Annotated in this window: 28 protein-coding genes; 16 read left to right on the top strand and 12 right to left on the bottom strand. The window is 59.1% G+C overall.

What is annotated here, in order from left to right:
• Window positions 1–10: 10 nt before the first annotated feature.
• The 3 genes from rsmG to mnmE form a co-directional block, all read right to left on the bottom strand.
• On the bottom strand, window positions 11–655 hold the full coding sequence (gene rsmG, locus NA8A_RS14105) for a 16S rRNA (guanine(527)-N(7))-methyltransferase RsmG (RefSeq protein WP_009450994.1): 645 nt from the start codon (window positions 653–655) through the stop codon (window positions 11–13).
• A gap of 2 nt (window positions 656–657) precedes the next feature.
• Complete coding sequence (gene mnmG / locus NA8A_RS14100; protein WP_009450993.1) at window positions 658–2,526, bottom strand: tRNA uridine-5-carboxymethylaminomethyl(34) synthesis enzyme MnmG; 1,869 nt, start codon at window positions 2,524–2,526, stop codon at window positions 658–660.
• Between the two features lie 269 nt (window positions 2,527–2,795).
• The gene (gene mnmE / locus NA8A_RS14095; protein WP_009450992.1) at window positions 2,796–4,109 is read right to left on the bottom strand and encodes a tRNA uridine-5-carboxymethylaminomethyl(34) synthesis GTPase MnmE; all 1,314 of its coding nucleotides are present in this window, start codon (window positions 4,107–4,109) and stop codon (window positions 2,796–2,798) included.
• A 65-nt stretch (window positions 4,110–4,174) separates the two neighbouring features.
• On the opposite strand from mnmE, the gene NA8A_RS14090 reads away from it, so the two are divergent.
• Entirely contained in the window at window positions 4,175–6,196 is a 2,022-nt protein-coding gene (locus tag NA8A_RS14090; RefSeq protein ID WP_009450991.1) for a thioredoxin domain-containing protein, read from the top strand.
• Window positions 6,197–6,246: 50 nt separating this feature from the next.
• On the opposite strand, the gene rho is transcribed toward NA8A_RS14090, so the two are convergent.
• The 3 genes from rho to hemE form a co-directional block, all read right to left on the bottom strand.
• The gene (rho, locus tag NA8A_RS14085; protein WP_086006167.1) at window positions 6,247–7,512 is read right to left on the bottom strand and encodes a transcription termination factor Rho; all 1,266 of its coding nucleotides are present in this window, start codon (window positions 7,510–7,512) and stop codon (window positions 6,247–6,249) included.
• Between the two features lie 187 nt (window positions 7,513–7,699).
• Window positions 7,700–8,233, bottom strand: coding sequence for a protoporphyrinogen oxidase HemJ (hemJ, locus tag NA8A_RS14080; protein WP_009450989.1), 534 nt, complete (start codon window positions 8,231–8,233; stop codon window positions 7,700–7,702).
• Window positions 8,233–9,258, bottom strand: a complete 1,026-nt coding sequence (gene hemE / locus NA8A_RS14075; protein WP_009450988.1) for a uroporphyrinogen decarboxylase — start codon at window positions 9,256–9,258, stop codon at window positions 8,233–8,235. Before hemE ends, hemJ begins: the two co-directional genes overlap by 1 nt.
• 399 nt (window positions 9,259–9,657) lie before the next feature.
• Between hemE and NA8A_RS14070 the strand changes: the two genes are divergently transcribed.
• From NA8A_RS14070 to dnaQ, 5 genes are all read left to right on the top strand, one after another.
• Window positions 9,658–10,494 carry a pyruvate, water dikinase regulatory protein gene (locus NA8A_RS14070; RefSeq protein ID WP_040672667.1) on the top strand — a complete coding sequence of 279 codons (837 nt, stop codon included), beginning with the start codon at window positions 9,658–9,660 and terminating at the stop codon, window positions 10,492–10,494.
• 1 nt (window position 10,495) lies between these two features.
• Window positions 10,496–11,101, top strand: coding sequence for a Maf-like protein (locus NA8A_RS14065; protein WP_009450986.1), 606 nt, complete (start codon window positions 10,496–10,498; stop codon window positions 11,099–11,101).
• Entirely contained in the window at window positions 11,094–11,930 is an 837-nt protein-coding gene (locus NA8A_RS14060) for a shikimate dehydrogenase (protein WP_009450985.1), read from the top strand. Before NA8A_RS14065 ends, NA8A_RS14060 begins: the two co-directional genes overlap by 8 nt.
• Window positions 11,927–12,526 (top strand): dephospho-CoA kinase, encoded by a 600-nt coding sequence (gene coaE / locus NA8A_RS14055; RefSeq protein ID WP_009450984.1) that lies wholly within the window; start codon window positions 11,927–11,929, stop codon window positions 12,524–12,526. The genes NA8A_RS14060 and coaE overlap by 4 nt, the downstream gene beginning before the upstream one ends.
• Before the next feature lie 77 nt (window positions 12,527–12,603).
• Window positions 12,604–13,305, top strand: a complete 702-nt coding sequence (dnaQ, locus tag NA8A_RS14050; protein WP_009450983.1) for a DNA polymerase III subunit epsilon — start codon at window positions 12,604–12,606, stop codon at window positions 13,303–13,305.
• Between the two features lie 106 nt (window positions 13,306–13,411).
• Here the strand turns inward: dnaQ and secB are convergent, their stop codons facing one another.
• A complete protein-coding gene (gene secB / locus NA8A_RS14045; RefSeq protein ID WP_009450982.1) occupies window positions 13,412–13,921 on the bottom strand; it encodes a protein-export chaperone SecB in 510 nt (169 codons plus the stop codon).
• A gap of 119 nt (window positions 13,922–14,040) precedes the next feature.
• Complete coding sequence (locus tag NA8A_RS14040; protein ID WP_009450981.1) at window positions 14,041–14,541, bottom strand: FxsA family protein; 501 nt, start codon at window positions 14,539–14,541, stop codon at window positions 14,041–14,043.
• 210 nt (window positions 14,542–14,751) lie between these two features.
• On the opposite strand from NA8A_RS14040, the gene NA8A_RS14035 reads away from it, so the two are divergent.
• Genes NA8A_RS14035 through NA8A_RS14020 form a run of 4 tightly spaced genes read left to right on the top strand, consistent with a single transcriptional unit; the run spans window position 14,752 to window position 17,515 of the window.
• Window positions 14,752–15,459 carry a Tim44/TimA family putative adaptor protein gene (locus NA8A_RS14035; RefSeq protein WP_009450980.1) on the top strand — a complete coding sequence of 236 codons (708 nt, stop codon included), beginning with the start codon at window positions 14,752–14,754 and terminating at the stop codon, window positions 15,457–15,459.
• A gap of 3 nt (window positions 15,460–15,462) precedes the next feature.
• The gene (mltA, locus tag NA8A_RS14030; RefSeq protein ID WP_009450979.1) at window positions 15,463–16,590 is read left to right on the top strand and encodes a murein transglycosylase A; all 1,128 of its coding nucleotides are present in this window, start codon (window positions 15,463–15,465) and stop codon (window positions 16,588–16,590) included.
• Window positions 16,587–17,147: a Smr/MutS family protein gene (locus NA8A_RS14025; protein WP_009450978.1), complete on the top strand. Its 561-nt coding sequence runs from the start codon at window positions 16,587–16,589 to the stop codon at window positions 17,145–17,147. Before mltA ends, NA8A_RS14025 begins: the two co-directional genes overlap by 4 nt.
• The gene (locus NA8A_RS14020; RefSeq protein ID WP_009450977.1) at window positions 17,144–17,515 is read left to right on the top strand and encodes a helix-turn-helix domain-containing protein; all 372 of its coding nucleotides are present in this window, start codon (window positions 17,144–17,146) and stop codon (window positions 17,513–17,515) included. The genes NA8A_RS14025 and NA8A_RS14020 overlap by 4 nt, the downstream gene beginning before the upstream one ends.
• Before the next feature lie 26 nt (window positions 17,516–17,541).
• Here NA8A_RS14020 and NA8A_RS14015 read toward each other — a convergent pair whose 3' ends face one another.
• From NA8A_RS14015 to hslV, 4 genes are all read right to left on the bottom strand, one after another.
• Window positions 17,542–18,510 (bottom strand): DUF1402 family protein, encoded by a 969-nt coding sequence (locus NA8A_RS14015; protein WP_009450976.1) that lies wholly within the window; start codon window positions 18,508–18,510, stop codon window positions 17,542–17,544.
• Between the two features lie 184 nt (window positions 18,511–18,694).
• Window positions 18,695–20,008: an ATP-dependent protease ATPase subunit HslU gene (gene hslU / locus NA8A_RS14010; RefSeq protein WP_009450975.1), complete on the bottom strand. Its 1,314-nt coding sequence runs from the start codon at window positions 20,006–20,008 to the stop codon at window positions 18,695–18,697.
• Window positions 20,005–20,544 (bottom strand): GNAT family N-acetyltransferase, encoded by a 540-nt coding sequence (locus tag NA8A_RS14005; RefSeq protein ID WP_009450974.1) that lies wholly within the window; start codon window positions 20,542–20,544, stop codon window positions 20,005–20,007. The genes hslU and NA8A_RS14005 overlap by 4 nt, the downstream gene beginning before the upstream one ends.
• A complete protein-coding gene (gene hslV, locus NA8A_RS14000; protein WP_009450973.1) occupies window positions 20,534–21,082 on the bottom strand; it encodes an ATP-dependent protease subunit HslV in 549 nt (182 codons plus the stop codon). Before hslV ends, NA8A_RS14005 begins: the two co-directional genes overlap by 11 nt.
• A 170-nt stretch (window positions 21,083–21,252) precedes the next feature.
• On the opposite strand from hslV, the gene hisB reads away from it, so the two are divergent.
• Genes hisB through hisF form a run of 6 tightly spaced genes read left to right on the top strand, consistent with a single transcriptional unit; the run spans window position 21,253 to window position 24,856 of the window.
• Window positions 21,253–21,861 carry an imidazoleglycerol-phosphate dehydratase HisB gene (hisB, locus tag NA8A_RS13995; protein ID WP_009450972.1) on the top strand — a complete coding sequence of 203 codons (609 nt, stop codon included), beginning with the start codon at window positions 21,253–21,255 and terminating at the stop codon, window positions 21,859–21,861.
• Window positions 21,862–21,864: 3 nt separating this feature from the next.
• On the top strand, window positions 21,865–22,350 hold the full coding sequence (locus tag NA8A_RS13990) for a DUF2628 domain-containing protein (protein ID WP_009450971.1): 486 nt from the start codon (window positions 21,865–21,867) through the stop codon (window positions 22,348–22,350).
• A gap of 13 nt (window positions 22,351–22,363) precedes the next feature.
• The gene (gene hisH / locus NA8A_RS13985; RefSeq protein ID WP_009450970.1) at window positions 22,364–23,014 is read left to right on the top strand and encodes an imidazole glycerol phosphate synthase subunit HisH; all 651 of its coding nucleotides are present in this window, start codon (window positions 22,364–22,366) and stop codon (window positions 23,012–23,014) included.
• 5 nt (window positions 23,015–23,019) lie between these two features.
• Window positions 23,020–23,313, top strand: coding sequence for a DUF1330 domain-containing protein (locus tag NA8A_RS13980; protein WP_009450969.1), 294 nt, complete (start codon window positions 23,020–23,022; stop codon window positions 23,311–23,313).
• Window positions 23,314–23,316: 3 nt separating this feature from the next.
• Complete coding sequence (gene hisA, locus NA8A_RS13975; protein WP_009450968.1) at window positions 23,317–24,048, top strand: 1-(5-phosphoribosyl)-5-[(5-phosphoribosylamino)methylideneamino]imidazole-4-carboxamide isomerase; 732 nt, start codon at window positions 23,317–23,319, stop codon at window positions 24,046–24,048.
• Window positions 24,049–24,067: 19 nt separating this feature from the next.
• Window positions 24,068–24,856, top strand: coding sequence for an imidazole glycerol phosphate synthase subunit HisF (gene hisF / locus NA8A_RS13970; protein ID WP_009450967.1), 789 nt, complete (start codon window positions 24,068–24,070; stop codon window positions 24,854–24,856).
• Window positions 24,857–24,873 lie beyond the last annotated feature (17 nt).

The raw sequence follows: 24,873 nt of genomic DNA, 5'->3' as shown, positions 1-24,873 counted from the left end.
GTTGAAGATATTATGCGGCCCCGGCTGAAGAAATCCTCATAGGGTTGCTGATTTCGAGGATAACTGCCTCCGCATCAACCTTATCTTTATGTTCTACCAGATCGAAGCGCCACGCGTTACCGCTTTCTTCCAGTTCCCTCCGGTAATCCCGGCCTTTATGGAAGAATGCGCGCGCACCTGCTTGCAACCATGGATGGGACAGCTCCAACAACAGCGAAAGTCCCGCCAGCGCCCTGGCCGTCACCACGTCCGGAGCCGGAATCAGCCCGTAGCAATCCTCGATTCGCCGGGCATGCACACGTGGGGCAACTCCGACTTCATTCAATGCAGCGACAAGGAACGCCGCTTTTTTTCGATTGCTTTCGACGAGATTGACTTCGGCATCCGCGTGCTCAGACATCAGGATAGCGATAACAGCCCCCGGAAAGCCGCCGCCGGATCCAAGATCGAGCCACTGTCGCGCATCGGGTGCCAGCCGCAAGAGCTGCGCACTATCCAGAATATGCCGCTCCCAAAGCGTATTCAGGGTCGATGGAGCCGCCAGGTTGATACTTTTCGACCAGCGTAGGAAAACCCGCTCGAAAGCTTTCAGGCGCTCAAATGTTTCACGTGAAACTGGCCCCGCCAAGGATTGCAACTCTGCATAGCGGGGCATGTTCACGCTGCACCCAATTGCGCATCGCCCTGACGGATCATGGCAATCACGAGCGCAAGGGCAGCAGGTGTCATTCCATCGATCTTCTGTGCCTCGGCGATGCTTCGAGGCCGGCGAAGCGCCAGCTTTTGCTTCAACTCATTGGAGAGCCCAGGAACGCTTTGAAAATCAAGGGTTTCCGGTATGGCTCGCGCTTCCTCCCGGCGCAATGCCTCGGCGTCGCTCGATTGGCGCTCGAGGTAAACGGCGTAGCGCGCCTCCGTCTCGAGCTTCTCCGCAAGGTCCGCCGGAATATCCGTCAGTTCAGGCCATATCTGCTGCAAATGTTCAAACCCGACGTCTGGATAGGAGAGAAGGTCATATCCGCTGCGCCGAACCCCGTCGCGATTCAACGATATCCCGAAACGCACTGCCTCGTTCGGGCTGAGGGAGCGCGTTTGTATCAATTCGCGTGCAGATGCCAGTGTCTGCTCCATCGTCTCGAATCGCTCCCGCCGCTCGAATGAAGCGATCCCCAGTCGGATAGCGGCCGGTGTCAACCGAACATCCGCATTGTCTGCACGTAGAGACAAACGATACTCCGCACGTGAAGTGAACATGCGATAGGGCTCACTCACGCCCCTCGTGATCAGGTCATCGATGAGAACTCCGATATAGGCATCTGCCCGGCCCAACACGAAGCCATCGGCTCCGGAGGCGCGCCGCGCGGCGTTGATACCCGCCATGACGCCTTGCGCAGCAGCTTCCTCATAGCCCGTCGTTCCGTTGATCTGGCCAGCAAGAAAAAGGCCGGAAACGCGGCGCGATTCAAGGGTTGGCTCCAGCTCGCGCGGATCCACGTGATCATACTCAATTGCATAACCAGGTTGCAAAACCCGAACGTGCTCAAGGCCGGGGATGGTTTTCAAAAGCGCTTCCTGCGCATCGCGGGGAAGCGAGGTGGAGATACCGTTCGGATAAACCGTGTCATCGTCCAATCCCTCAGGCTCGAGAAATATCTGATGTCCGTCCCGATCCCCAAATTTGACGATCTTGTCCTCGATCGAGGGGCAATAGCGGGGTCCAATACCGTCAATAGCCCCGGAATACATAGCCGAACGGTGCAAATTCTCGCGGATTACCCTGTGAGTTTCAGGAGTTGTGCGGGTAATGCCGCATTCGATTTGTGGATTTCTGATTTTCTCGGTGAGCAGCGAAAAGGGTGTTGGCTGGTCATCGGCAGGCTGCATGTCCAGACCTGACCAGTCGATGGTTTTCCCATCAAGCCTCGGCGGTGTCCCGGTTTTCAACCGTCCGAGCTTAAATCCTGCAGCCTCCATGGAAGTAGAGAGGCGCTCGGCGGCCTGCTCATTCATCCGGCCCGCCGGAAACCGCGTTTCACCGATATGAATAAGCCCGCGCAGGAATGTACCTGTCGTCAGCACAATCGCTCTGCAATTCAAGACACGTTCACCGGAAATGGTCAAACCGGTGACTTGCCCATCTTCGATCTGCAGCGCGAGCGCTTCACCTTCAATAACACTCAGATTCGGCTGCTCGGATATCATCGCCTGAACGGCTACGCGATAAAGCTTGCGGTCGGCCTGCGTCCGCGGACCGCGAACCGCAGGGCCTTTTCTTCGGTTCAGAAGGCGAAACTGAATGCCCGCAGCATCCGCGGCGCGCGCCATGATACCGTCAAGGGCATCGACTTCGCGAACCAGATGTCCCTTGCCAAGCCCGCCGATTGCCGGATTGCATGACATGGTCCCGATCGTATCGAACTTAAGCGTCACCAGCGCCGTCTTTGCACCGGAGCGCGCGGATGCGGATGCAGCTTCGCAGCCGGCGTGTCCGCCACCAATAACAACAACGTCGAAATCTTCGCTCATGCGATCCTGCCCGAAAGCTACTACCGCCACGGGCGGAAGTGCCTTCTTCACGTGAATATGGGATGTGGCATCAAATGTCTTGTTCTGAAGGCTACGTCAAGGCATCGAAGTCAATTGCTATGATGAGCATGAAGCGGGGGCGAGTCTGCGTCGTTTCACGTGAAACAATATTGCGCCAGGGATGTCGTGTTTCACGTGAGTCATCCTTGCCGGGTCGTCAAATGTTTCACGTGAGTCGCGCGGTATTGCTGCTCAATGTTTCACGTGAGTCACTTGCCGATACAGAACTGCGAGAAAATCGTGTCGAGCAAGTCCTCAACATCAATTTCCCCGGCGATACGTCCCAGAGCAATAGCTGCGAGCCGCAACTCCTCCGCCTGAAGTTCGAGCCCAACGGCACCTTGTCCAAAAGCGCGATCGATATGTCTGGATGCTTCCATCAGCAGGCCCACATGCCGCTCCCTGAACGGAAGGATGTCCAGCGCACGCTTTTTGCTTCCCTCTGTTAGATCACCGATGCGCACCAACAGCTCATTTATTCCCTCGCCGGATACAGTAGATATCGCCAGATCATACGCTTCTGCAACAAGGCGCTCATCAAGGAGATCGATCTTGTTGGCAATCCTCAGCAAGCGAACACCTTGAGGGTGCGGTACAGAACGGGGTTCTGTCACGTCCTCCAGGAGCAAAATAAGATCGGCATCGCCGGCGCGAGCGATGGCACGATCAATGCCTATAGCCTCAATGCGCCCGGGGTTCTCTCGAATGCCTGCCGTGTCCGTCAGGATGACTTTAACTCCACCGATATCAAGCGCCGTTTCGAGGATATCGCGGGTTGTTCCCGCCTCTTCCGTGACGATCGCGATATCACGCTTCGCGAGGGCGTTCATCAGACTGGACTTTCCGGCGTTCGGTGCCCCAAGGATGACAACCCGGAATCCATCCCGGACAATCTCTGCATCGCGATACCCGCCGGCATGCTCCTCAATCTCGCTTTGAAGAGCACTCAATTCCTGCCAGATTGCATCGGCAACCGATCCCGGAACATCCTCTTCGTCCGAAAAGTCGAGCTCTGCGGCGATCATTGCCTGGGCATGGATCAGCGACCGCCTCCATCCGGCATAAAGCTGGCGGTGCCTCTCGTCCCCATTTGCCAGGGCAAAGCGTCTTTGCGCCTCGGTCTCTGCAGATATCAGGTCGGCAAGAGCTTCAGCGCCTGTAAGATCGAACTTCCCGTTAAGAAAGCCACGCTTTGTAAACTCTCCCGCATCGGCAGCCCGGAAATTCTCACGCCCTCCAAGAGCTTCCAGAACGGATTTCACCACTGCAACGCCCCCATGAAGCTGGAGTTCGGCGCAATCTTCACCAGTGAAACTGTAAGGCCCTTCGAAAAACAGGATCAGCCCGCGGTCCAGCACAGTGCCGTCTTCAGCCTTCATCGTCCTAAGAACGGCTTTGCGAGGCTCCGGTACAAACCCAACCAGATCATTCAATGCCGTGCGCACATCTGGCCCGGAGAGCCTGATCACCGCGACGCCGGAGGGAAGCCCACCACTGGAAAGAGCGAATATGGTCTCTCGCATTCGTTTGCCCTGCCTTGAAATGCGTCCTACCGTAACGACCGATTGCGACCGCATTGAAAGAGAGTTTGCCCGTGCTACCTGAGAAAAACCTGCTTGGCGAAGAGACAAGCCCCTATCTTCTCCAGCACAAGGACAATCCCGTCCATTGGCGACCCTGGTCAAAGGCAGCGCTCGATGAGGCTCGAGAGCTGAATCGACCGATACTACTTTCCGTTGGCTATGCCGCCTGTCACTGGTGCCACGTCATGGCACATGAATCGTTCGAGAACGATCAGGTCGCTGATGTCATGAACCGACTTTTTGTGAATATCAAGGTTGATCGGGAAGAGAGACCTGAGATCGATCAGATCTACATGGCCGCTTTGTCCGCAACGGGCGAGCAGGGTGGTTGGCCACTAACCATGTTTCTCAGCCCCGACGGAAAACCGTTCTGGGGCGGAACCTATTTTCCACCGCAGCAGCGCTACGGTCGCCCCGGTTTTATCGAAGTTCTCAACGCAGTTCATACCGCCTGGCTTGAGAAGAATAGGGACCTCTCCGGCAGCGCTGAACGCCTTCACGATCACGTTAAAGCACGTCTCTCACCACCTTCCGCCGAAGGTTTCGACCCCCAATCCGCAGTGACGGATCTGGCGGAACGTATCCATGGCATGATCGATCAGGATATGGGCGGTCTACGCGGCGCACCCAAATTTCCCAATATGCCTTTCATACAAATTCTCTGGCTGAGCTGGCTGCAGACGGGCAACCAATCGCACCGCGATTCGGTAATCACCAGCCTGAAGAGGATGTTGTCCGGTGGTATTTATGACCATGTGGGTGGTGGGCTGGCGCGCTATTCAACCGACGCCAACTGGTTGGTGCCGCATTTCGAAAAGATGCTCTACGATAATGCCCAGCTCTTGCGGTTGCTCAGTTGGGTTTTTGGGGAAACGGAAGATGAATTATTCCGTATCCGAATCGAAGAGGTGATCAATTTCCTCTTGCGTGACATGCGGGTCAACGGCGGTGCATTTGCATCCAGTCTTGATGCAGACAGCGAGGGCGCGGAGGGGAAAGCCTATCTGTGGTCCAGACTTCAGATAGAGGCCGTCCTTGGTAGCCGAACGGAAGCATTTCTTTCCACGTTCGAGCTGACAAAGCCGGATGATTGGCACGGCGACCCGGTTCTTCACCGTCTGGCACATCCAGAATTCCAAGGCACAGATACTGAGAATGCGCTGCGAAACGACTTGAACGCGCTTCTCTCAACCCGTGCGGGGCGCATTCAACCTGGCCGCGACGACAAGGTTCTGGTGGACTGGAACGGCCTCGCCATTGCCGCGATTGCCAATTGCGCACGGCAGTTTCAGCGCCAGGATTGGCTCGATGCAGCCAAAGCGGCTTTTCATTTCGTATGCGAATCGATGGAGAGTAGACGTCTTCCGCACAGCATCCGGCTCGGAAAGCGGTTGTTTCCTGCCCTGTCGAGCGATTATGCCGCGATGATCTCTGCAGCCACTGCACTCTATCAAGCCACAAGGAAGAGGGGTTTCCTCGATCAGGCCAGTGAATGGTTTGAAACCCTGAAAAGCTGGAACGCCGACGAGGAGAATGCAGGTTTTTATCTGACCTCATCCGACGCATCCGATGTCCCTTTGCGTATTCGCGGGGACGTGGATGAGGCCATGCCTTCTGCGACTGCACTGATCATCGAAGCGATGTGCGGTCTTGCAGCGCTAAGCGGCGATGACAAGGTGGAAGAATATCTGTCGATCATTACGGAACGCGCGCTCGGCCGTACCCGCAGCCAGGCTTATGGACAAGCCGGCATCATTTTCTCCGCCGTCCTGGCTGCTTCACCGATGAAACTCGCGATGGTTGAAGCCGAGGAGGAAGACCTATTCGTTCCGGTAGCGAATCGAATATTGGATCCCCGCCGTTGGGACGAGGCCTTCCATGTTGGAGAACCCCCCATTCATTTGCCCGGTGGGGTCAGTGTCCCGACAGAGGCACCCGCCGCCTATCTGTGCATGGGTCGGACTTGCCTGCCTGCCATAAAAGAACCCGCTGTGTTGCAGCGGGTTCTGAAGGAACATGGTGTCTGATGATTTATGGTTAAGAATGTCTCACCACAAACGATGAGCACCTGACGAACTCAGGTGTTCATGGAATCGAAGAACTCGCCATTCGACTTGGTCTGCTTCAGCTTGTCGTTCAGGAACTCGATGGCGTCCGTGGTGCCCATCGGCGCCAGAATGCGGCGGAGAACGAAAATCTTCTGCAGATCCTGCCGCGGAATGAGGAGGTCTTCCTTGCGGGTACCCGACTTGAGAATGTCGATGGCCGGGAAAATGCGCTTGTCTGCGACCTTGCGGTCCAGCACGATTTCCGAATTGCCCGTGCCCTTGAACTCTTCGAAGATGACTTCATCCATGCGGCTGCCGGTGTCGATCAGCGCCGTCGCGATGATGGTCAGCGAACCGCCTTCCTCGATGTTGCGGGCTGCGCCGAAAAAGCGTTTGGGCCGCTGTAGAGCATTTGCATCGACACCACCGGTGAGAACCTTGCCGGAGGAGGGAACGACCGTGTTGTAGGCGCGGCCGAGGCGCGTGATCGAATCGAGCAGGATCACCACGTCGCGGCCATGCTCCACCAGGCGTTTTGCCTTTTCGATCACCATCTCGGCCACCTGCACGTGGCGCGAAGCCGGCTCGTCGAAGGTCGAGGAAATAACCTCACCCTTCACCGAACGCTGCATATCGGTCACTTCTTCGGGACGTTCATCGATCAGGAGAACGATCAGAAAGCATTCCGGGTGATTCGAGGTGATGGAATGCGCGATATTCTGCAGAAGAACCGTCTTACCCGTCCGCGGCGGCGCGACGATCAGACCGCGCTGTCCCTTGCCCAACGGCGCCACCAGATCGATCACACGGGCCGAAAGATCCTTGGTCGTCGGATTTTCGAGCTCCATGTTCAGACGCTCATCCGGATAGAGAGGCGTCAGATTGTCGAAATGGATCTTGTGCCGGATCTTCTCCGGGTCCTCGAAGTTGATCGTGTTGACCTTCAGCAGCGCAAAATAGCGCTCGCCTTCCTTCGGACTGCGAATCGGCCCTTCGACGGTATCTCCGGTTTTCAGAGAGAAACGGCGAATCTGCGAAGGAGAGATGTAGATATCGTCCGGACCTGGCAGATAGTTCGCCGTTGCCGAGCGCAGGAAGCCGAAACCGTCCTGGAGAACTTCGACGACACCCTCGCCGATGATCTCGATATCCTGTGTGGAGAGCTTCTTCAGGATCGCGAACATCAGCTCTTGCTTACGCATGATGCTGGCGTTCTCGACCTCGAGCGATTCAGCGAACGCAATGAGATCGGTCGGCGATTTGCTTTTCAGCTCTTGGAGTTTCATTTCCTGCATGTGGCGGACTCTGGATAGGCAGACGAACGATGGAAAAATGGCGGAATTCGATGCCGGCCGGTTCCACTCGAAAGGGAAGAGATTCGTGCAACCGGACAAAAGGGAAGGAGCCGACTCTTATCGCTGTCCTATCAAAAGGGCAAGATGGCTTCTGCGGCTCCGAATGCGAAGGCTATTTAAATCCGTATCAGAAGGGTTTGACGATAACAAGGATGACAATTGCTATCATCAGCAAGGTTGGCACTTCATTCATTATACGCCAATGACGCGCCGGCTTTGTGTTCGCATCGGCGGCGAACCTGCGCACCGCAGCTGAAAGATAACCATGAGCGCCAGACATGAGCACCACCAGCGCGATCTTTGCATGCAGCCACCCCCCATGGAAGCCGAACCCGTCCCAGGCGAGCCAGAGGCCGAAAACCCAGGTCACGATCATCGCGGGATTGATGATGAGCCGTAAAAGACGCTGCTCCATTACCTTGAAGGTTTCGGATTCGGCCGATCCCGGCTTTGCCTGCGAGTGATAGACGAAAAGGCGCGGCAGATAGAGCATGCCTGCCATCCAGGAGATCACCGCGATGACGTGGATGGCCTTGGCCCAGGGATAGAAACCTTCAGGGTTTGCCAGAAAAAGCAGGGCCGTGAGAGCGATAAAGATGATGATCGCCACCATTGCCCGCACGGCAGCCTTTTTGCCGCCCATATCCTGCTCCGTGCCCATCAGACCGTCTCCCTGACCCGTTTCAGCATCGCTTCCACATGTTCTATCGGTGTGTCCGGCGTGATGCCATGGCCGAGATTGAAGACAAATGGGCCGTGCCTCAAGGCCTCCACGATGGCATCGACGCCTTCATCGAGCGCATCCCCACCGGCAATAAGCCGCAGCGGATCGAGATTTCCCTGCACCGCACCCTCTGCCTGCAATCGCCGGGCGGTTCCCAATGGTACCGTCCAGTCGAGGCCAAGCGCGGTGACCCCCGTGAGGCGTCTGTAGCCCGCATAATGCGCGCCGGCCCCCTTCGGAAAGCCGATAATGGGTGTTTCAGGGTGTACCGCGCGCACGCGCTCCACCATCCGCGCCACGGGTTTGACGCACCAGCGGTCGAAGGAGAGCTCGTCCAGCACGCCGGCCCATGAATCGAAAATCTGCACCGCATCGGCACCCGCGTCGATCTGCCTGACAAGATAATCTGCCGAAACATCGGCAAGCATATCGATCAGCGCCGCAAACGCCTCCGGCTCTCTGAGCGCGAAAAGTCGTGCTGGTGCCTGATCCGGGGTTCCATGCCCCGCGATCATATATGTCGCCACGGTCCAGGGCGCTCCGCAAAAACCGAGCAACGTCGTTTCGTCGGGAAGTTCCTTGCGCAGCCGTTTCACGGTTTCATAGACCGCCGCCAGATGATCGTGAAATCCGCCATCGTCCAGCTTGGCAATACCGCTGGCATCGATTGGTGTCAGGAGCGGACCGCGTCCTTCTTCAAAGCGCAGGTCGCGGCCAAGCGCATGGGGCACGACCAGAATATCGGAAAACAGGATCGAGGCGTCAAACCCGAAACGGCGAATTGGCTGAAGCGTCACTTCCACGGCCAGATCGGGATTGTAGCAAAGGTCGAGGAAACTTCCGGCCTCTTTTCTCGTTGCCTTGTATTCCGGCAGATAACGGCCTGCCTGGCGCATCATCCATATGGGAGGCGGAAAGACCGTTTCGCCTTTCAGCACGTCGAGTGTTTTTCGATGGCTCATTCGCCTCGCTCCACAGTCTGGATTCAAAAGATAAGGCTGATTTGAGGATTCTTTTGATTCTATGACTCTGTTTGTAATGTGGATTCAATCCTGTCCACGGAAACCCTCTTCAACCAGCCGGTCGAATTGACGCGCCCCGTCCCTTGTCCACTCTGGGGAAGATTGGGGATCATCCGGATTCATTTAATAGATTCAATTGGCTGAATAAATCGTACTGGAACCGTTTGTGTGGAGTATCGCGAACAGACATTGAATTGTCGCTTGTTCTCCACATTTGCCGGATCGAGTACACAATCCCTCTGCCTGTGGAAGAAACGGCGAGTTTTTCAAAGGCGGGACTCTCGCCATTCCTGACCTCTGACGTTATCAACATGCATCCACATGGCGGGGCAAAAAATCGTGCAACAACCGCAGCGCTTCTTCCATCTTCACATGATTTCTGATGCGACCGGCGAGACGCTGCTGGCCGCGGGGCGCGCCGCAGCCGCGCAATACAAGGATGCGCGGGCGATCGAGCACATCTATCCGCTGATTCGAAATGAGAAACAGCTTGCCCGCGTTCTCGACGAGATCGAAAGCGAGCCGGGCATCGTTCTCTATACGGTGGTCGACCAGAAACTGGCGCGTGGCATCGATGAAAGCTGCGCGGCTCTCGGCTTGCCTTGTGTTTCCGTGCTGGAGCCTGTCCTGATGGTTTTCCAGTCGTTTCTTGGCACCCCCGCCGGGCGGCGCATGGGCGCCCAGCATGTTCTCGACGCGCATTATTTCCGTCGCATCGAAGCGCTCAACTTCACCATGGATCACGACGACGGCCAGCTTCCGCTCGACGTCGAGGAGGCCGACGTCATCCTTGTGGGTATCTCGCGCACGTCCAAGACACCGACGAGCATTTATCTGGCGAATCGCGGCGTTAAGGCCTGCAATGTCCCCATCGTGCTCGACATTCCATTGCCGGAGGAACTGTCGCGCGCCAAACGCCCTCTGATCGTCGGTCTGGTCGCTTCGGCGGAGCGCATCTCGCAGATTCGTCAGAACCGCATACTCGGCGCATTGAGCGAGGACAGTTTCAACCCCTATACCGACCGCGCCACCATTGCCCGGGAAATTGCCTATGCCCGTCAGATCTGTGCACGTCATGGCTGGCCGGTGATCGATGTGTCGCGACGCTCGATTGAAGAGACTGCTGCGGCCGTGCTCGCTCTCTATGCGAAATCTCGTGAAAGCAGGGAAGGCTGACATGACGCAAAAACCCGAACTCCTGCTCGCCTCGGGAAGTCCCTTTCGGCGGCAATTGCTCGAAAACGCCGGACTGAGTTTCCGCGTCGAGCGTTCCACCATCGACGAACGCGCGGTGGAAAAAACGCTGGAAGGCAGCAATGCCGATCCTGAAACCGTTGCCGAGGTTCTGGCGGAGGCAAAGGCGGTGGAAGTGTCCGAGCGCTTTCCCGATGCGCTCGTCATCGGTGCGGATCAGACGCTGTCTCTGGGAGACGAGGTCTTCCACAAACCTGCCGATATGGAGGGCGCGCGGCATCATCTTCTGAAACTGTCCGGCAGAACCCATCAATTGAACAGCGCGGTGGTCCTTGCACGCGCCGGCGAGGTCATCTGGAGGCATGTCGGGGTCGCGCGTCTCAGCATGCGTGCACTGGATCCGGCTTTCATCGGCCGTCACCTCGCCAGTGTGGGAGAAAAGGCACTCTCCAGCGTCGGCGCCTACCAGATCGAGGGCGAGGGGATCCAGCTTTTCGAGAAGATCGAGGGCGACACCTTCACTATTGTCGGCTTGCCTCTGTTGCCGCTTCTTCAGGAACTGCGCGTATTGGGAGTGATCGATGGCTGAAATTCACGCCTTTGTCTGCGGACACCCCATCGCGCATTCCCGGTCGCCGATCATCCACGGTTATTGGTTGGCAAAACATGGCATCGAAGGCTTCTATGAGCGCATCGATGTGGCGCCGGCGGATTTCCCGGCTTTCCTCGAAAACCTGGCCGCGCGCGGATTTGCCGGCGGCAATGTCACCCTGCCGCACAAGGAGACGGCTTTCCGCCTGGTCTCGCGACGTGATGAGGCTGCGCAGATGATCGGCGCCGTCAACACCCTGTGGTTCGAGGATGGCGAGCTCTGCGGCGGCAATACGGATGCTTATGGCTATGCGGCCCATCATGATGCGCTTGCACCGCGTTGGCGCGAGGGTGAGACGGCGGTGGTTCTGGGAGCCGGAGGCGCGGCGCGGGCCATCATTCATGCGCTTCAAAAAGCCGGCTATAAGAATGTCCGCATCGTCAATCGCACCGTTGAGCGCGCGCACGAGCTGGTGGATATCTTTGCAGGCGGTGCCAGCGCCCATGGATGGGACGAACTTCCCGTTCTGCTTTCGGATGCCGATTTCCTCGTCAACAGCAGCGCGCTTGGCATGACGGGCAAGCCCCCGCTGGAAATCTCTCTCGACCCGCTGCCCGATCACGCCATCGTCAGCGATATCGTCTATGCACCGCTAAAGACCGATCTTCTGGCATCCGCGGAAGCACGCGGACTGATCGGTGTCGACGGGCTGGGCATGCTTCTGCATCAGGCAGTACCGGGTTTCGAACGCTGGTTCGGTGTTCGCCCTGAGGTCACCCCGGACCTGCGCGCCGCTGTTCTGGCGGATCTGGGGCACAAATCATGATCGTTCTCGGCCTCACCGGCTCCATAGGCATGGGCAAATCCACGACCGCCGGCATGTTTGTCGATGAGGGCGTGCCGGTACATGATTCCGATGCCGCGGTTCATCGGCTCTATGCGGGGGCTGCTGCGCCGCTTATCGAGGCGCGATTTCCCGGAACGGTTTCCGATGGCGTGGTGGATCGAACACGCCTCGCGGCTGCCGTTTTGAGCAATCCTCAGGCCATGAAGGCGCTCGAAGCCATCGTGCACCCGCTGGTGCGCAAGGATGCGGATGATTTCGTGGAAAGAAATCGTGCCGAGGGCCGACCCCTCGTCGTTCTCGATATTCCGCTCCTTTTCGAGACCGGAGGCATGGATCGCGTCGACCGCATAGCCGTTGTCACGGCTTCAGCTGAAGAGCAGCGTCGCCGTGTCTTGTCGCGGCCCGGCATGACCGAGGAAAAGTTCGAGGCGATCCTCGCCCGGCAGGTTCCCGATGCGGAAAAACGCCGCCGCGCCGATTTTATCATCGATACCGGCAATGGCATGGAACCGGCGCGCGAGGCCGTGCGGAACATCATCAAGGCGCTTTCCCCAGGCGAAGCACAGTTGGGCTAAGCCGCGCCTTGCCTCGCATGGCCATGGCGCGCATGGTGCCGTACAGGCTGTGGCCCTACAGGAATTGAGGATATTTGATGCGCGAGATCGTCTTCGACACGGAAACCACAGGCCTCGACTTTGCCGATGACCGGGTGATCGAAATCGGCGGCGTCGAGCTCGACAATCGCTTTCCCACCGGCCGCACCTTCCACAAATACATCAATGCGCAGGGACGCTCCGTTCATCCCGAAGCGCTTGCCGTTCATGGCATCAGCGATGCCGATCTCGAGGGAAAGCCGGTTTTCGGCGACATCTTCCAGGAATTTCTGGAGTTCATCGACGGCGCGAAGCTTGTCGCCCACAACGCAAATTTCGACATGAACTTCATCAATGCCGAGTTTGCGCGCCTGAACCATCCCCCGGTCGACCCGGGCCTTGTGATCGATACGCTTGCAATCGCGCGCCGCAAGCACCCGATGGGTCCCAATTCGCTTGATGCGCTTTGCCGTCGTTACGGCATCGACAACAGCCGCCGCACGAAGCACGGGGCCCTTCTCGATTCCGAGCTTCTGGCGGAAGTTTATATCGAGCTGATCGGCGGCAAGCAGGCCGCGCTCGGTCTGGAGATTTCAGGTTCGGCAAATGAAGTGTCGGACACCAACACCGATACCGTGGTCGCCATCGCACAGCGCCCCTCTCCGCTTCCCTCGCGGTTGAGTGAGGCCGAGCGTGCTGCCCATGATGCTCTGGTTGAAAAGCTGGGCGAAAAAGCCCTTTGGCATAATCTGCGCGCCTGACCGACGCACAGGCTTTTGTTTCGCCGGCGGTTTGACGTTCGCCAAATGCAATTCGGGCGCGAAGCGGGTCAACCGACCCATTCCGCGCCCGAAGAAATCAATGCTTTCAGGAAACCTGAACCTGCGCCTTTGCCTGTTCCTCGGCAATGCGCTGCTGGAACATGCGCGTGAAATCTATGGGGTCGATCATCAGCGGCGGGAAGCCGCCGCCCCGCGTCGCATCGGCGATGACCTGGCGGGCAAACGGGAAGAGAAGCCGCGGGCACTCGATGAAGAGGATCGGCAGCATGTGCTCCTGGGGGAAGCCGGCCACGCGGAACACGCCACCGTAAACCAGTTCCACATTGAAAAGCACCTGATTGTCGGCTTCCGCCTTAGCGTTCAGCGTCAGCACGACATCATAATCGCTCTCACCGAGCGGATTGGCGTTGACGTTGACGTTGATGTTGATTGCCGGGGGCTGCGAACGGCCGCGCAGGGATTGGGGCGCGCCCGGATTTTCGAAGGAAAGATCCTTGATGTACTGGGTAAGCACGTTCAGGGAAGGCTGGGCGCCGTTGCCGCCATTTGCCGCTTCATTCGCAGCTTCGGTCTTTTCTTCCGGTTTCTTGGCCATTCGTATTCGTCCTCAAGCGTGGTTTGGCAGCCGCGCGGCTCCCCTTGTAATTGCCTGCTCGCTAGCATGGGCATTGCCGCATGACAAGGCAAAGGCGGGTATGCGGGTTGCCGTTACGGTCACTGGCGATCCGGGTCGCGCCAGGGTGAATCTTCGTTTCCGGTATCCTTATAGTCATCTTCCGAGAGGTCGATTGTCTGCGGCCCGGTGTCGCGCCGATAGGCCTCATGATGAGGATTCGCCGCACCGGGCATGCCACCGACGACGACCACACGCTTGCGCAGAAATTGCCATCCTGCCTCCCGAAGTGCGGGAATGAAGAGCAGGAAACCCAGAGTATCCGTTATGAAACCCGGCGTCAGCAACAGAAGGCCGGCAACGAGGATCATCACGCCGTGAACCAGATCGCGGCCTGGAACACCGCCCGTATTCATCGTTTCCTGAATGCGCCGAACCACGCCAAACCCCTGTACACGCAGCAGAATCGAGCCGGTCACCGCCGTAATCAATACGAGGGCAAGTGTCGGAAAAACACCAATCTGGCTTCCCACCGCCACGAAAGTGGCGATTTCTGCGAGCGGAATGGCGAGAAGGAGGAAGGGGATTATTGAGAATCGCACGAAATTGTTAGTCCTCTTGTACTCTTATGAGCGGAATTCCGACTGCGGCATGCTGGTTTGTAGCAAAAACATAGGTATTCTGGCTGGAAGTTTGAATGACGGGTGCCTGCGTTCTATATGATTTCCGGTAGGAACAGGTTGCCATCGCCCAGACGTCTGTCTTGAGCCGGCAGGCGTTCCTCAACAAAGTGGCTCGTTTGGCTGGATGTCATGGAATTTTTCGATTTCGGCACAATTTTCTTTCTGATCGCCGCTGCAGTGATCTTTTTTCAGCTGCGTAATGTGCTGGGTCGCCGCACGGGCAATGAGCGTCCACCCTTCGATCCCTATACGGCGAACCGCAAGGCGTCACGCAAGGAAGATGCTGGCGACCGTGAGAATGTCGTGTCGCTGCCGCGCCGCAAGTCCGCAGGCGAGGCGGAAAACAACTATGCGGAGATCGACAAGGCCGCCAAACCTGGCTCCGAGCTGAACAAGGGCATGCGCGCCATCCGCGATGCCGATGCATCCTTCGAGCCGAAAAGCTTCACCGAAGGCGCGAAGATGGCCTACGAGATGATCGTGATGGCCTTTGCTGATGGCGATCGCCGCACCTTGAAGAATCTTCTGTCGCGCGAAGTCTATGAAGGTTTCGTGGCCGCGATAGATGAGCGCGAGAAGCGCAACGAAAAGATCGAATCCTCCTTTGTCGGCATCGACCGTATGGAAATCATCGGTGCGGAAATGAAGGGCAGTGAAGCGCATGTCACGCTGCGCATTGTCTCCGAACTGATTTCGGCAACGCGCGATAGCGCCGGTCAGGTGATCGACGGCGATCCCGAGACGGTTGCCGAGGTCAAGGACGTCTGGACCTTCGCTCGCGACACGCGCGCGCGCGACCCAAACTGGAAGCTGGTCGCCACCGAAGCCGAGGATTGATCCTTGCAGGGCGGGGCTCCGCACATCGCTGCGGCGCTCGCGCCTTTTTTCACGCCGGTGTCCTTCGGGCATATGCCAGGCTGGCGGGAGGATTCGCTTCTATGCGCTTTCCTCGCTTTTCGCAGGTCGGCCTTTCAGGTTCTGGAAAAGCCCTACCGTTCAGGAAGTCTCGGCATAGCCCTGTCGGCGTTTGCCGATGCACATGAGGCTGCCCGGTCAATGGCAGCACCTGACGAAGCCTCGGCCCGTGCGTTTTTCGAGACACATTTCACGCCATGCCGCATAAGGCCGGCTGATGACGGGCACGGATTCGTGACTGGTTATTACGAACCGGAAGCGGAAGCGTCGCGCGAGCGCACGAAACGGTTTTGCGTGCCGCTATATCGGCGACCGGCCGATCTCGCCGATGTGGACGACGCCAATCGCCCCGCAGGCTTCGATCCTTATTTCGCCTTCGCTCGCAACACGGCCACCGGTCTTGTCGAACATCCCGACCGGGGAGCGATCGATCGAGGCGCGCTGGAAGGGCAGGGGCTCGAACTTGTGTGGCTCGAGAACAAGATGGATGCCTATTTCATCCATGTGCAGGGTGCGGCGCGCCTTCGGCTCACCGATGGCACACATATGCGGATCACCTATGCCGCCAAGAGCGGCCACCGCTTCACCGGAGCGGGGCGTGTGTTGATCGACATGGGCGAGCTTGCGCCTGAAACAGTGACAATGCAGACCATCCGCGCTTGGTTTCGCGATAATCCGCAACGTGTCGAGGAAATCCTCTGGCACAATCGCTCCTATATCTTTTTCCGCGAAACCGAGATCGGCAATCCGGCCCTGGGGCCGGTTGCAGCCGCCAAGGTCCAGCTCGAACCGGGCCGTTCGATTGCCGTGGACCGGCTCCTGCACACTTTCGGCACGCCGTTTTTCATCGATGCGCCCACGCTTCGGGCGGTCGGAGATGCGCCTTTTCGAAGATTGATGATCGCTCAGGACACGGGATCCGCCATCACCGGTCCCGCACGCGGCGATCTTTTCATCGGCACGGGTTTCGAGGCCGGCGAAATCGCCGGGGTTATTCGAAACCATGCCGATTTCTACGCTCTCGTGCCGTGCGGTTTGGTGGAAGCGCCATGAGCCGCTCTGCGTCCAAGCCGCTCAGTCTTGAGGATCGCATCCTCTGGAACAAGGTGGCCCGCACGGCCGAACCCCTGAAGGGTAAGTCGCTCGATGACCTTGCGCTTCCCGATGATGACACGATGGACGAGTTGAAACGGCTTGTCGCGCCGCGCTCCCCGGAAACGGCTCCAACGCTTCCCGGACAAAAGCCTGCGGTTGCTCCCAAGGCGCACCCGACGCGGCGGATCGACAAGCCGACCCACTCCAAGCTTGCGCGCGGGCGACTTGCCATCGAGGGCCGGGTCGATCTGCACGGCCTTACGCAATCCGAAGCGCACGGACTGTTGATGTCGTTTCTGAGCCGGGCCCATGCGGAGGGCCTGCGCCACGTGCTCGTCATCACAGGCAAGGGCGCCTCGCTCGGCAGCGAGGGCGTTTTGCGCAAGGTGCTGCCGCAATGGCTGGCGACACCGCCCATGTCGGGCTTTGTCAGCGGCATAGATGAAGCGAGCCGCAAGCATGGCGGCGGTGGCGCATTTTATATTCGCATTCGCCGCCACAGGAGCCTTGCGTGACGCCGCTCGGGGAAAAGATCCGCCAGCTCAGGCGCGACCGTGGCGTGAGCCAGAAGGAGATGGCCGCTGCCATCGGCGTCAGCGCTGCGTATCTGTCCTCCCTTGAGCATGGCACGGCCAGCCCGCCCAATTGGGCAATGGTTCAGAAGATCATCGGCTATTTTAACGTTATCTGGGACGAGGCGGATGAGTTCCAGCGCATCGCCGAGCTCTCCCATCCGCGCATCACCGTCGACACCGCACGGCTTTCACCGCGTGCGACAGAGTTTGCGAATCTCGTTGCGGTTCACATTGCAAGCCTGACAGAGGACGAAATCGGCGATCTGCTCGGCCGGTTGCGGAGCATGACTGACAATGAAGGCTCCTGATCCGCGAAATATGCGGTCTGCGGTTTTCAGAAAAGCGCTTCCAGCTCGTCGAGCTTGTCGTTCACCAGCCAGCCGTAATAATTCTCTTCCGGCCATTTTGGCGCCTGGCCCTTGGTGCGGCGAATGCGGTTTTCAGCAGCCAATCGCGCCGCGCGCTCTTCCGGGTTGCCCAGATTGTAGAGCGTGGCGGTGATACCCGGATTCTTGGAGATGTCGAAATCGGCAATTCGGCGATAGGCCGAGATCGAGGTCTTGATGGTCGCCGCGACATAGGCAAGCGACTTGTCCGGATCCATGATCGTCCGATAGACCTCCTGCGGGTCGTCTGCCTCCAGTTCGCGGAACCCGGAAACCTTGTGCACCATGTCGGAGAGCTTGAGCGCCGTCAGCGGGTTGAGCTGGCCGATGCCGAATGTCTGCCCTGCATAGAAGGGCTGGAAGAAGACTGCGCCGAAACGGTCGTTCGGCCATGATTTGCCGCCAACCGTCTTGCCACGGAAACTCTTGTCCCAGACCGTTTCCCGGCAGGTCCACTGGTCGTAGCTTCCATCCTCGGCGTTGCACTTCTCGAATTCCGGCCGCTTGATGAATTCCGAGACGACTTCGCCATTATGGCGGAACGAGAACTCGCTTTTCAGATAGGACACGGCCTTGACGTAATAGGTCTGCAGCCGGTCATAGGCATCCACATTATAGGTGTGTTCGCCCACAATGGCGCCCACCATGTGAATAGGCTCGATCTGGTAGCGGGCGGCAATGCTTCGGATTTTGGAGACCAGCACATCGTCGGTTTTGAAGAGCTGGTAGACCTTCACATATTTGGCATCGAACGTGGTCTTGGCCGATTTGGTTCGCTTGGCGGAAACGCCTGGCACGGCTGGTTGCTCGGCATTGCGGTTTCCAGCCGGAACGAGCTTCGCCGCCAGAGCAGGCGCTCCCGCCGTGCCGAGAAGTCCCAGGCAAACCCCAATGACAAGAAATGCACGTGATGCCATGTCGCGCCGCAGCTTGCGCCCCCGAATATGACTGTTCTGAATGGAGCGCAAGGTAGGCAAACCGCACAACCAAGTCGAGAGATTTTATGACCTGCCGTCGCAGTGGTTTTGCAGCGCGGCAATGATGCCACACTGGCGAACCGCTTCCGCCCCGGTCAGTCTGGGCGGAAACGGCGGCTTTGGCCTACAGGATGAAACGCGAGAGATCGGCGTTCTTGGCCAGGTCACCCACATTCTTGTCGACATAGGCGGCGTCGATCTTGAGCGTCGAACCGGAGCGGTCCGGCGCGTCGAAGGAAATGTCGTCGAGCACGCGCTCCATCACCGTCTGCAGGCGGCGCGCACCGATGTTCTCGACGGTGGAGTTCAGATCAACGGCGATGGCGGCAAGCCGGTCGATGGCGTCGTCGGTGAATTCCAGTTCTACGCCTTCGGTTTCCATCAGCGCCACATACTGCTTGATCAGGCTTGCTTCGGTTTCCGTCAGGATGCGGCGGAAATCGTCCTTTTCAAGAGCGCGTAGCTCCACGCGGATCGGCAGGCGGCCCTGAAGCTCCGGCAGAAGGTCGGAGGGCTTGGAGACGTGGAACGCGCCCGAAGCGATGAAGAGGATGTGGTCCGTCTTCACCGGCCCGTATTTTGTGGCCACGGTGGTGCCTTCGACGAGCGGCAGCAGGTCGCGCTGTACGCCCTCGCGCGATACGCCGGCGCCAACGCCGCCTTCACGCGCTGCGATCTTGTCGATCTCATCGAGGAAGACGATGCCGTCATTCTGCGCCGAATCCAGGGCCCGTTGCACAACCTCGTCCTGGTCGAGCAGCTTGTCGGATTCATCGGCGATGAGCAGCTCGTAGGATTCCTTGACCGTGGTCTTGCGCTTCTTGGTCTGCCGTCCGCCCATGGCTTTTTGCAGCATATCGTTAATGTTGAGCACGCCGATATTGGCGCCCGGCATCCCGGGAAGCTCGAAACCGGGCATGCCGCCACCGCCCGAATCGCTCACCTCCACCTCGATCTCCTTGTCGTCGAGCTCGCCATTGCGCAGCTTCTGGCGGAAGCTGTCGCGAGTGGCCGGGCTCGCGGTCTTGCCGACAAGCGCTTCAAGCACGCGTTCTTCGGCGTTGAGATGGGCGCGCGCCTTGACGTTTTCGCGCATCTTTTCGCGGGTCAGCGCGATCGCGACTTCCACCAGATCGCGCACGATCTGCTCTACATCGCGACCGACATAGCCAACCTCGGTGAACTTGGTGGCCTCCACCTTGATGAAGGGGGCACCGGCGAGCCGGGCGAGGCGGCGGGAAATCTCCGTCTTGCCGACGCCGGTCGGGCCGATCATCAAAATGTTCTTGGGCATCACCTCCTCGCGCAGCTTGGGCTCAAGCTGCTGGCGCCGCCAGCGGTTGCGCAGGGCGATGGCCACGGCGCGCTTGGCGTCCTTCTGGCCGATGATGTAGCGGTCGAGTTCGGAGACGATCTCGCGGGGGGAAAAAGTGGTCATGTGTTCGTCTCGTTTTTCTTGTCGTATTGCATGATGAGAACGCCTTTCGTGCGCCCCTCCAGATGGGGAACGGGCTGGAATCCGGCTTTCCGGTAGGCCTGCACGGCGCGGTGGTTTTCGATATCCGGGTCTATCAGGATGGTTGCGTGGCCTTGTTCGAGAAGGCGGCGCACCATCTGGCTTACCGCCCGGCTGCCGATACCCCTGGAAAGCAGCCCTGCCTCGCCGATGGTCAGGTCCACGCCCACGGCATCGTCGGGAAGCTCGGCAAGCCACGGGCTGGCTTCGACCAGTTCCGGGTCCTTGTTGTCGGCGAGGAACCAGTACTGGATGTAGCCGATGGGACGTCCGTCCAGTTCAATGATGAAGGGACGCGTTGTGTCGCGACCCTCGACCATGGCGCGGATATGGCCAAGCTCCGTTTCCGGCTCGCCCCACCAGTCGCGCACATGCGGGCGGTGCAGCCAGTCGAGGAGAAGCGGATAATGCCCGGCCGTGACCGGGGTAAATCCTATCTGGCCCGCCTCATTCGGCATCGAGCGTTTCCACCACGACATTGTCATTGGTGTAGATGCAGATGGAGGCGGCGATTTCCATCGCCTTGCGGGCGATTTCCTCGGCATCCTTGTCGGTGTCGGACAAGGCGCGGGCGGCGGCCAGCGCATAATTGCCGCCGGAGCCGATGGCCATGATGCCCTGTTCGGGTTCCAGCACGTCGCCATTACCAGTCAGTGCCAGCGTGATGTTCTTGTCGGCCACCAGCATCATGGCTTCAAGCCGCCGCAGATAGCGGTCGGTGCGCCAGTCCTTGGCCAGTTCGACGCAGGCCCGCATGAGCTGATCGGGATATTGCTCCAGCTTGGCCTCGAGCCGCTCCAGAAGGGTGAAAGCATCAGCCGTCGCTCCGGCGAAACCGGCAATCACATTGCCCTTGCCGATGCGCCGCACCTTGCGCGCATTGCCCTTCATGACGGTATTTCCGAGGCTAACCTGCCCGTCTCCCGCAATCACCACCTTGCCGTTCTTGCGCACGGTGACGATTGTGGTGGCGTGCATGGATTTGTCTTCACTCATCGCACACTCCTTTTCGCGCCGCCCGATTGAGGCACGACGCCGTCAGAGCGATTATGTAAGTTGGCATCGAAGGAATGCAAACCGCCGCCCCGCGCAGCCTCTCTCGGTTCTGGCATTCGCCATAACATCCTGCTAGAAGGCTGGCCTTCTGGAATATGAGGGAAACTGGCATGGCTTCCAGCAAGACGCGCACGGCCGAGATCAGCCGCAAGACCAACGAGACCGCGATTTCCGTAAGCGTCGATCTCGATGGGGCGGGCCGCTATGACGTAGCGACCGGAGTGGGCTTCTTCGACCATATGCTGGAGCAGCTTTCGCGCCATTCCCTGGTCGACATCACGGCAAAGGCCAAGGGCGATCTGCATATCGACGATCACCACACGGTGGAAGATACGGGCATCGCCATCGGCAAGGCCATTTCCGAGGCACTGGGCGAACGCCGCGGCATCATGCGCTACGCCTCGCTCGACCTTGCCATGGACGAATGCCTGACACGCGCCGCGATCGATGTTTCCGGCCGGCCTTTTCTCGTCTGGGACGTGGTGTTTCCCACCCAGAAGATCGGCACGTTCGATACGGAACTGGTGCGCGAATTCTTCCAGGCATTTGCCCAGAATGCGGGTGTCACCCTGCATGTGACCAATCACTATGGCGCCAACAGCCACCATATCGCCGAAACCTGCTTCAAGGCCGTTGCCCGGGTTCTGCGCGCGGCCTGCGAGCCGGATCCGCGCCAGCGCGATGCGGTGCCGTCCACCAAGGGCAGTCTGAAAGGATAGGCCATGGCCAGTTATGTGGTGATGGAGCCACCGCGCGAGGGACCGGAAAACGCGGCTCTGGTGCGCGACGGTTTCGCTTTTCTGGCATTCGTGATCCCTTTTCTCTGGTTCCTCTGGCACCGGATGTGGATTGAGGCCGCACTGGCTTTTGCAGCTGCGCTGCTTCTGGGCGCGCTCGGTACGCTCGAAGGTTGGCAGACGGCCTCCAGCGTGATGTCGCTCTGCCTGTCCGTTTTGATCGGACTGGAGGCGCGCAATCTGCGCGTTGCCATGTTGCGCCGGCGCGGCTGGCGGGAGAGGGGCGTCGTTGAGGCCGACAACATGGCCGACGCTGAACTGCGTTTTCTGTCGGACTTCTCGGCAGGAAATGCTGCGCCTATTGATGAAATGCCGATAGCCCCCGATCGCAGGGCGATGTCAGGCGCATCCTCCGTGCGGGGGGATACCGGTCCCGCCCTTGGTCTTTTCACCTATCCGGGAGCCCGCTGACATGCCAGCGAACATGAAAGTGGCCATTATCGATTACGGCTCGGGCAATCTGCGCTCGGCAGCCAAGGCTTTCGAGCGCGCTGCGCGGGAATCGGGAACGGGCGCTGAAATCTCGGTGACGGCGGATGCCGATGCCGTGCGCGCTGCGGACCGCATTGTGCTGCCCGGTGTCGGTGCCTATGCGGATTGCCGGCAGGGGCTCGACGCCGTTCCGGGCATGACCGAGGCGATCACAGAAGTCGCGATTGAAAAAGGCAGGCCCTTTCTCGGCATCTGTGTCGGCATGCAGCTGATGAGCGGGCGCGGTCTTGAAAAGACCGTCACCAAGGGGCTCGGCTGGATCGCCGGCGATGTGGTGGAAATGACCCCGACCGACCCGGATTTAAAGATTCCGCAGATCGGGTGGAACACGATTCACGTGAAACATTCGCACCCGCTCTTCGCCGGAATCCCCACCGGTGCGGACGGGCTGCACGCCTATTTTGTACATTCCTACCATCTCGCCGCGCAGAATCCGGACGAAATCCTGGCGACCGCCGACTATGGCGGCGAGATCACCGCTGCGGTTGCGCGCGATAATCTCGCCGGCACCCAGTTCCATCCCGAAAAGAGCCAGACCCTTGGCCTGGCTCTGATCGCAAACTTTCTTAAATGGAGGCCCTAAAGGACATGGCGGACAGGAAGGGCTATTGGATCGCGATGGTCGATATCGCCGATCCCGAAGGATACAGGCAATATATCGAGACGAATGCGAAAGCATTCGAGAAATATGGGGCGAGGTTCCTCGCACGGGGCGGGCAGCACACCGATCCGGAAGGGCCTGCGGGCGACCGGCAGGTGATTGTCGAATTCAGCTCCTATGAGCAGGCGCTCGCCTGTTACCACTCACCGGAATATCAGGAAGCGCTCAAGTTCCGGCTCGCCAATTCAACCGCCAAGTTCACAATTATCGAGGGCGTCTGACGCATGATCCTTTTTCCCGCCATCGACTTGAAAGACGGCCAGTGCGTGCGGCTTAAGCTGGGCGATATGGGGGAGGCCACGGTCTATAATCCCGATCCCGCAGCCCAGGCAAAGGCGTTCGAGAATCAGGGATTCGATTGGCTGCATGTGGTGGACCTGAATGGCGCATTCGCGGGTGAGAGCGTCAACGGTGCTGCCGTCGAGGCGATCCTCAAGGCAACGAAGAATCCGGTGCAGCTGGGTGGCGGCATTCGCACGCTGGCTCATATCGAAAGCTGGCTGGAAAAGGGTCTTGCCCGCGTGATTCTCGGCACCATCGCCGTGCGCGATCCTGACCTGGTCAGGCAGGCCTGCAAGGCGTTCCCCGGCAAGATCGCCGTCGGCATCGATGCGCGCGGCGGCAAGGTGGCCGTTGAGGGCTGGGCTGAAACCTCCGATCTCGCGGCGGTCGAACTGGCGCGCCGTTTCGAGGGAGCGGGCGTTTCGGCGATCATCTATACGGATATCGACCGCGACGGCGTGCTGACCGGCATCAACTGGGATGCAACCATCGACATGGCCGAAGCCGTTTCCATTCCTGTCATTGCATCGGGCGGACTGGCCTCCATCGCGGATATCGTGCGCATGACCATGCCGGACGCGAGGAAGCTGGAAGGCGCTATCTCCGGCCGCGCCCTTTATGATGGCCGGGTTGACCCGGACGAGGCGCTGGCGATTCTGCGCGACGCTGCCTGAACCGAGAAGGCCATAAAGCATGACCCTGAAAGCCCGCGTCATCCCCTGCCTGGACGTGAAGGACGGCCGTGTCGTCAAGGGCGTCAATTTCGTCGACCTGATCGATGCCGGCGATCCTGTGGAAGCCGCCAAGGCCTATGATGCGGCCGGTGCGGACGAACTGTGTTTCCTCGATATCACCGCCTCAAGCGACAATCGCGAAACGATCTTCGATGTCGTGGCCCGCACCGCCGAGCAATGCTTCATGCCGCTGACCGTCGGCGGTGGCGTGCGTGAGGTTGCTGATATCCGCAAGCTTCTCCTGTCGGGCGCCGACAAGGTGTCGATCAACACCGCCGCCGTGAACGATCCTGATTTCGTGGCGCGCGCCGCCGACAAATTCGGCAACCAGTGCATTGTCGTTGCGATTGACGCCAAGAAGGTGTCGGGCGAGGGCGAGGCGGATCGCTGGGAAATCTTTACCCATGGCGGCCGCAAGCCGACCGGCATCGATGCGGTGGATTTTGCCCGCAAGGTGGTCGGTCTGGGCGCCGGCGAAATCCTGCTCACCTCGATGGACCGTGACGGCACCAAGGCTGGCTATGACATCGCGCTCACACGCGCGGTTGCCGATGCGGTGCGGGCGCCGGTCATTGCCTCGGGCGGGGTCGGCACGCTCGATCATATGGTTGCCGGCATTCGTGAGGGGCATGCAACGGCCGTGCTTGCTGCCTCGATTTTCCATTTCGGCACCTATACGATTGCCGAGGCCAAGCGCTATATGGCGGCAGCCGGCATCCCGATGCGTCTGGACCCGGCGGATTTGTGAGCGTTTTGCGGTTTGCG

Origin of the sequence: Nitratireductor indicus C115, from assembly GCF_000300515.1 — a bacterium.
Classification (GTDB): domain Bacteria; phylum Pseudomonadota; class Alphaproteobacteria; order Rhizobiales; family Rhizobiaceae; genus Nitratireductor; species Nitratireductor indicus.
Note: the sequence above shows the minus strand (reverse complement) of the source record. Positions and strands in the feature narration are given on the sequence as shown.

What these genes read in the sequence shown, in the direction of transcription:
- hisA (WP_009450968.1), top strand. Translation starts at nt 23,317, where the DNA reads ATGATCCTTTTTCCCGCCATCGACTTGAAAGACGGCCAGTGCGTGCGG.
- dnaQ (WP_009450983.1), top strand. Translation starts at nt 12,604, where the DNA reads ATGCGCGAGATCGTCTTCGACACGGAAACCACAGGCCTCGACTTTGCC.
- hslU (WP_009450975.1), bottom strand. Translation starts at nt 20,008, where the DNA reads ATGACCACTTTTTCCCCCCGCGAGATCGTCTCCGAACTCGACCGCTAC.
- hslV (WP_009450973.1), bottom strand. Translation starts at nt 21,082, where the DNA reads ATGAGTGAAGACAAATCCATGCACGCCACCACAATCGTCACCGTGCGC.
- mnmE (WP_009450992.1), bottom strand. Translation starts at nt 4,109, where the DNA reads ATGCGAGAGACCATATTCGCTCTTTCCAGTGGTGGGCTTCCCTCCGGC.
- secB (WP_009450982.1), bottom strand. Translation starts at nt 13,921, where the DNA reads ATGGCCAAGAAACCGGAAGAAAAGACCGAAGCTGCGAATGAAGCGGCA.
- rsmG (WP_009450994.1), bottom strand. Translation starts at nt 655, where the DNA reads ATGCCCCGCTATGCAGAGTTGCAATCCTTGGCGGGGCCAGTTTCACGT.
- NA8A_RS14015 (WP_009450976.1), bottom strand. Translation starts at nt 18,510, where the DNA reads ATGGCATCACGTGCATTTCTTGTCATTGGGGTTTGCCTGGGACTTCTC.
- NA8A_RS14005 (WP_009450974.1), bottom strand. Translation starts at nt 20,544, where the DNA reads ATGCCGAATGAGGCGGGCCAGATAGGATTTACCCCGGTCACGGCCGGG.
- hisH (WP_009450970.1), top strand. Translation starts at nt 22,364, where the DNA reads ATGAAAGTGGCCATTATCGATTACGGCTCGGGCAATCTGCGCTCGGCA.
- coaE (WP_009450984.1), top strand. Translation starts at nt 11,927, where the DNA reads ATGATCGTTCTCGGCCTCACCGGCTCCATAGGCATGGGCAAATCCACG.
- NA8A_RS14065 (WP_009450986.1), top strand. Translation starts at nt 10,496, where the DNA reads ATGACGCAAAAACCCGAACTCCTGCTCGCCTCGGGAAGTCCCTTTCGG.
- hemE (WP_009450988.1), bottom strand. Translation starts at nt 9,258, where the DNA reads ATGAGCCATCGAAAAACACTCGACGTGCTGAAAGGCGAAACGGTCTTT.
- rho (WP_086006167.1), bottom strand. Translation starts at nt 7,512, where the DNA reads ATGCAGGAAATGAAACTCCAAGAGCTGAAAAGCAAATCGCCGACCGAT.
- NA8A_RS14060 (WP_009450985.1), top strand. Translation starts at nt 11,094, where the DNA reads ATGGCTGAAATTCACGCCTTTGTCTGCGGACACCCCATCGCGCATTCC.
- NA8A_RS14025 (WP_009450978.1), top strand. Translation starts at nt 16,587, where the DNA reads ATGAGCCGCTCTGCGTCCAAGCCGCTCAGTCTTGAGGATCGCATCCTC.
- NA8A_RS14035 (WP_009450980.1), top strand. Translation starts at nt 14,752, where the DNA reads ATGGAATTTTTCGATTTCGGCACAATTTTCTTTCTGATCGCCGCTGCA.
- mnmG (WP_009450993.1), bottom strand. Translation starts at nt 2,526, where the DNA reads ATGAGCGAAGATTTCGACGTTGTTGTTATTGGTGGCGGACACGCCGGC.
- hemJ (WP_009450989.1), bottom strand. Translation starts at nt 8,233, where the DNA reads ATGGGCACGGAGCAGGATATGGGCGGCAAAAAGGCTGCCGTGCGGGCA.
- hisF (WP_009450967.1), top strand. Translation starts at nt 24,068, where the DNA reads ATGACCCTGAAAGCCCGCGTCATCCCCTGCCTGGACGTGAAGGACGGC.
- NA8A_RS13990 (WP_009450971.1), top strand. Translation starts at nt 21,865, where the DNA reads ATGGCCAGTTATGTGGTGATGGAGCCACCGCGCGAGGGACCGGAAAAC.
- hisB (WP_009450972.1), top strand. Translation starts at nt 21,253, where the DNA reads ATGGCTTCCAGCAAGACGCGCACGGCCGAGATCAGCCGCAAGACCAAC.
- NA8A_RS13980 (WP_009450969.1), top strand. Translation starts at nt 23,020, where the DNA reads ATGGCGGACAGGAAGGGCTATTGGATCGCGATGGTCGATATCGCCGAT.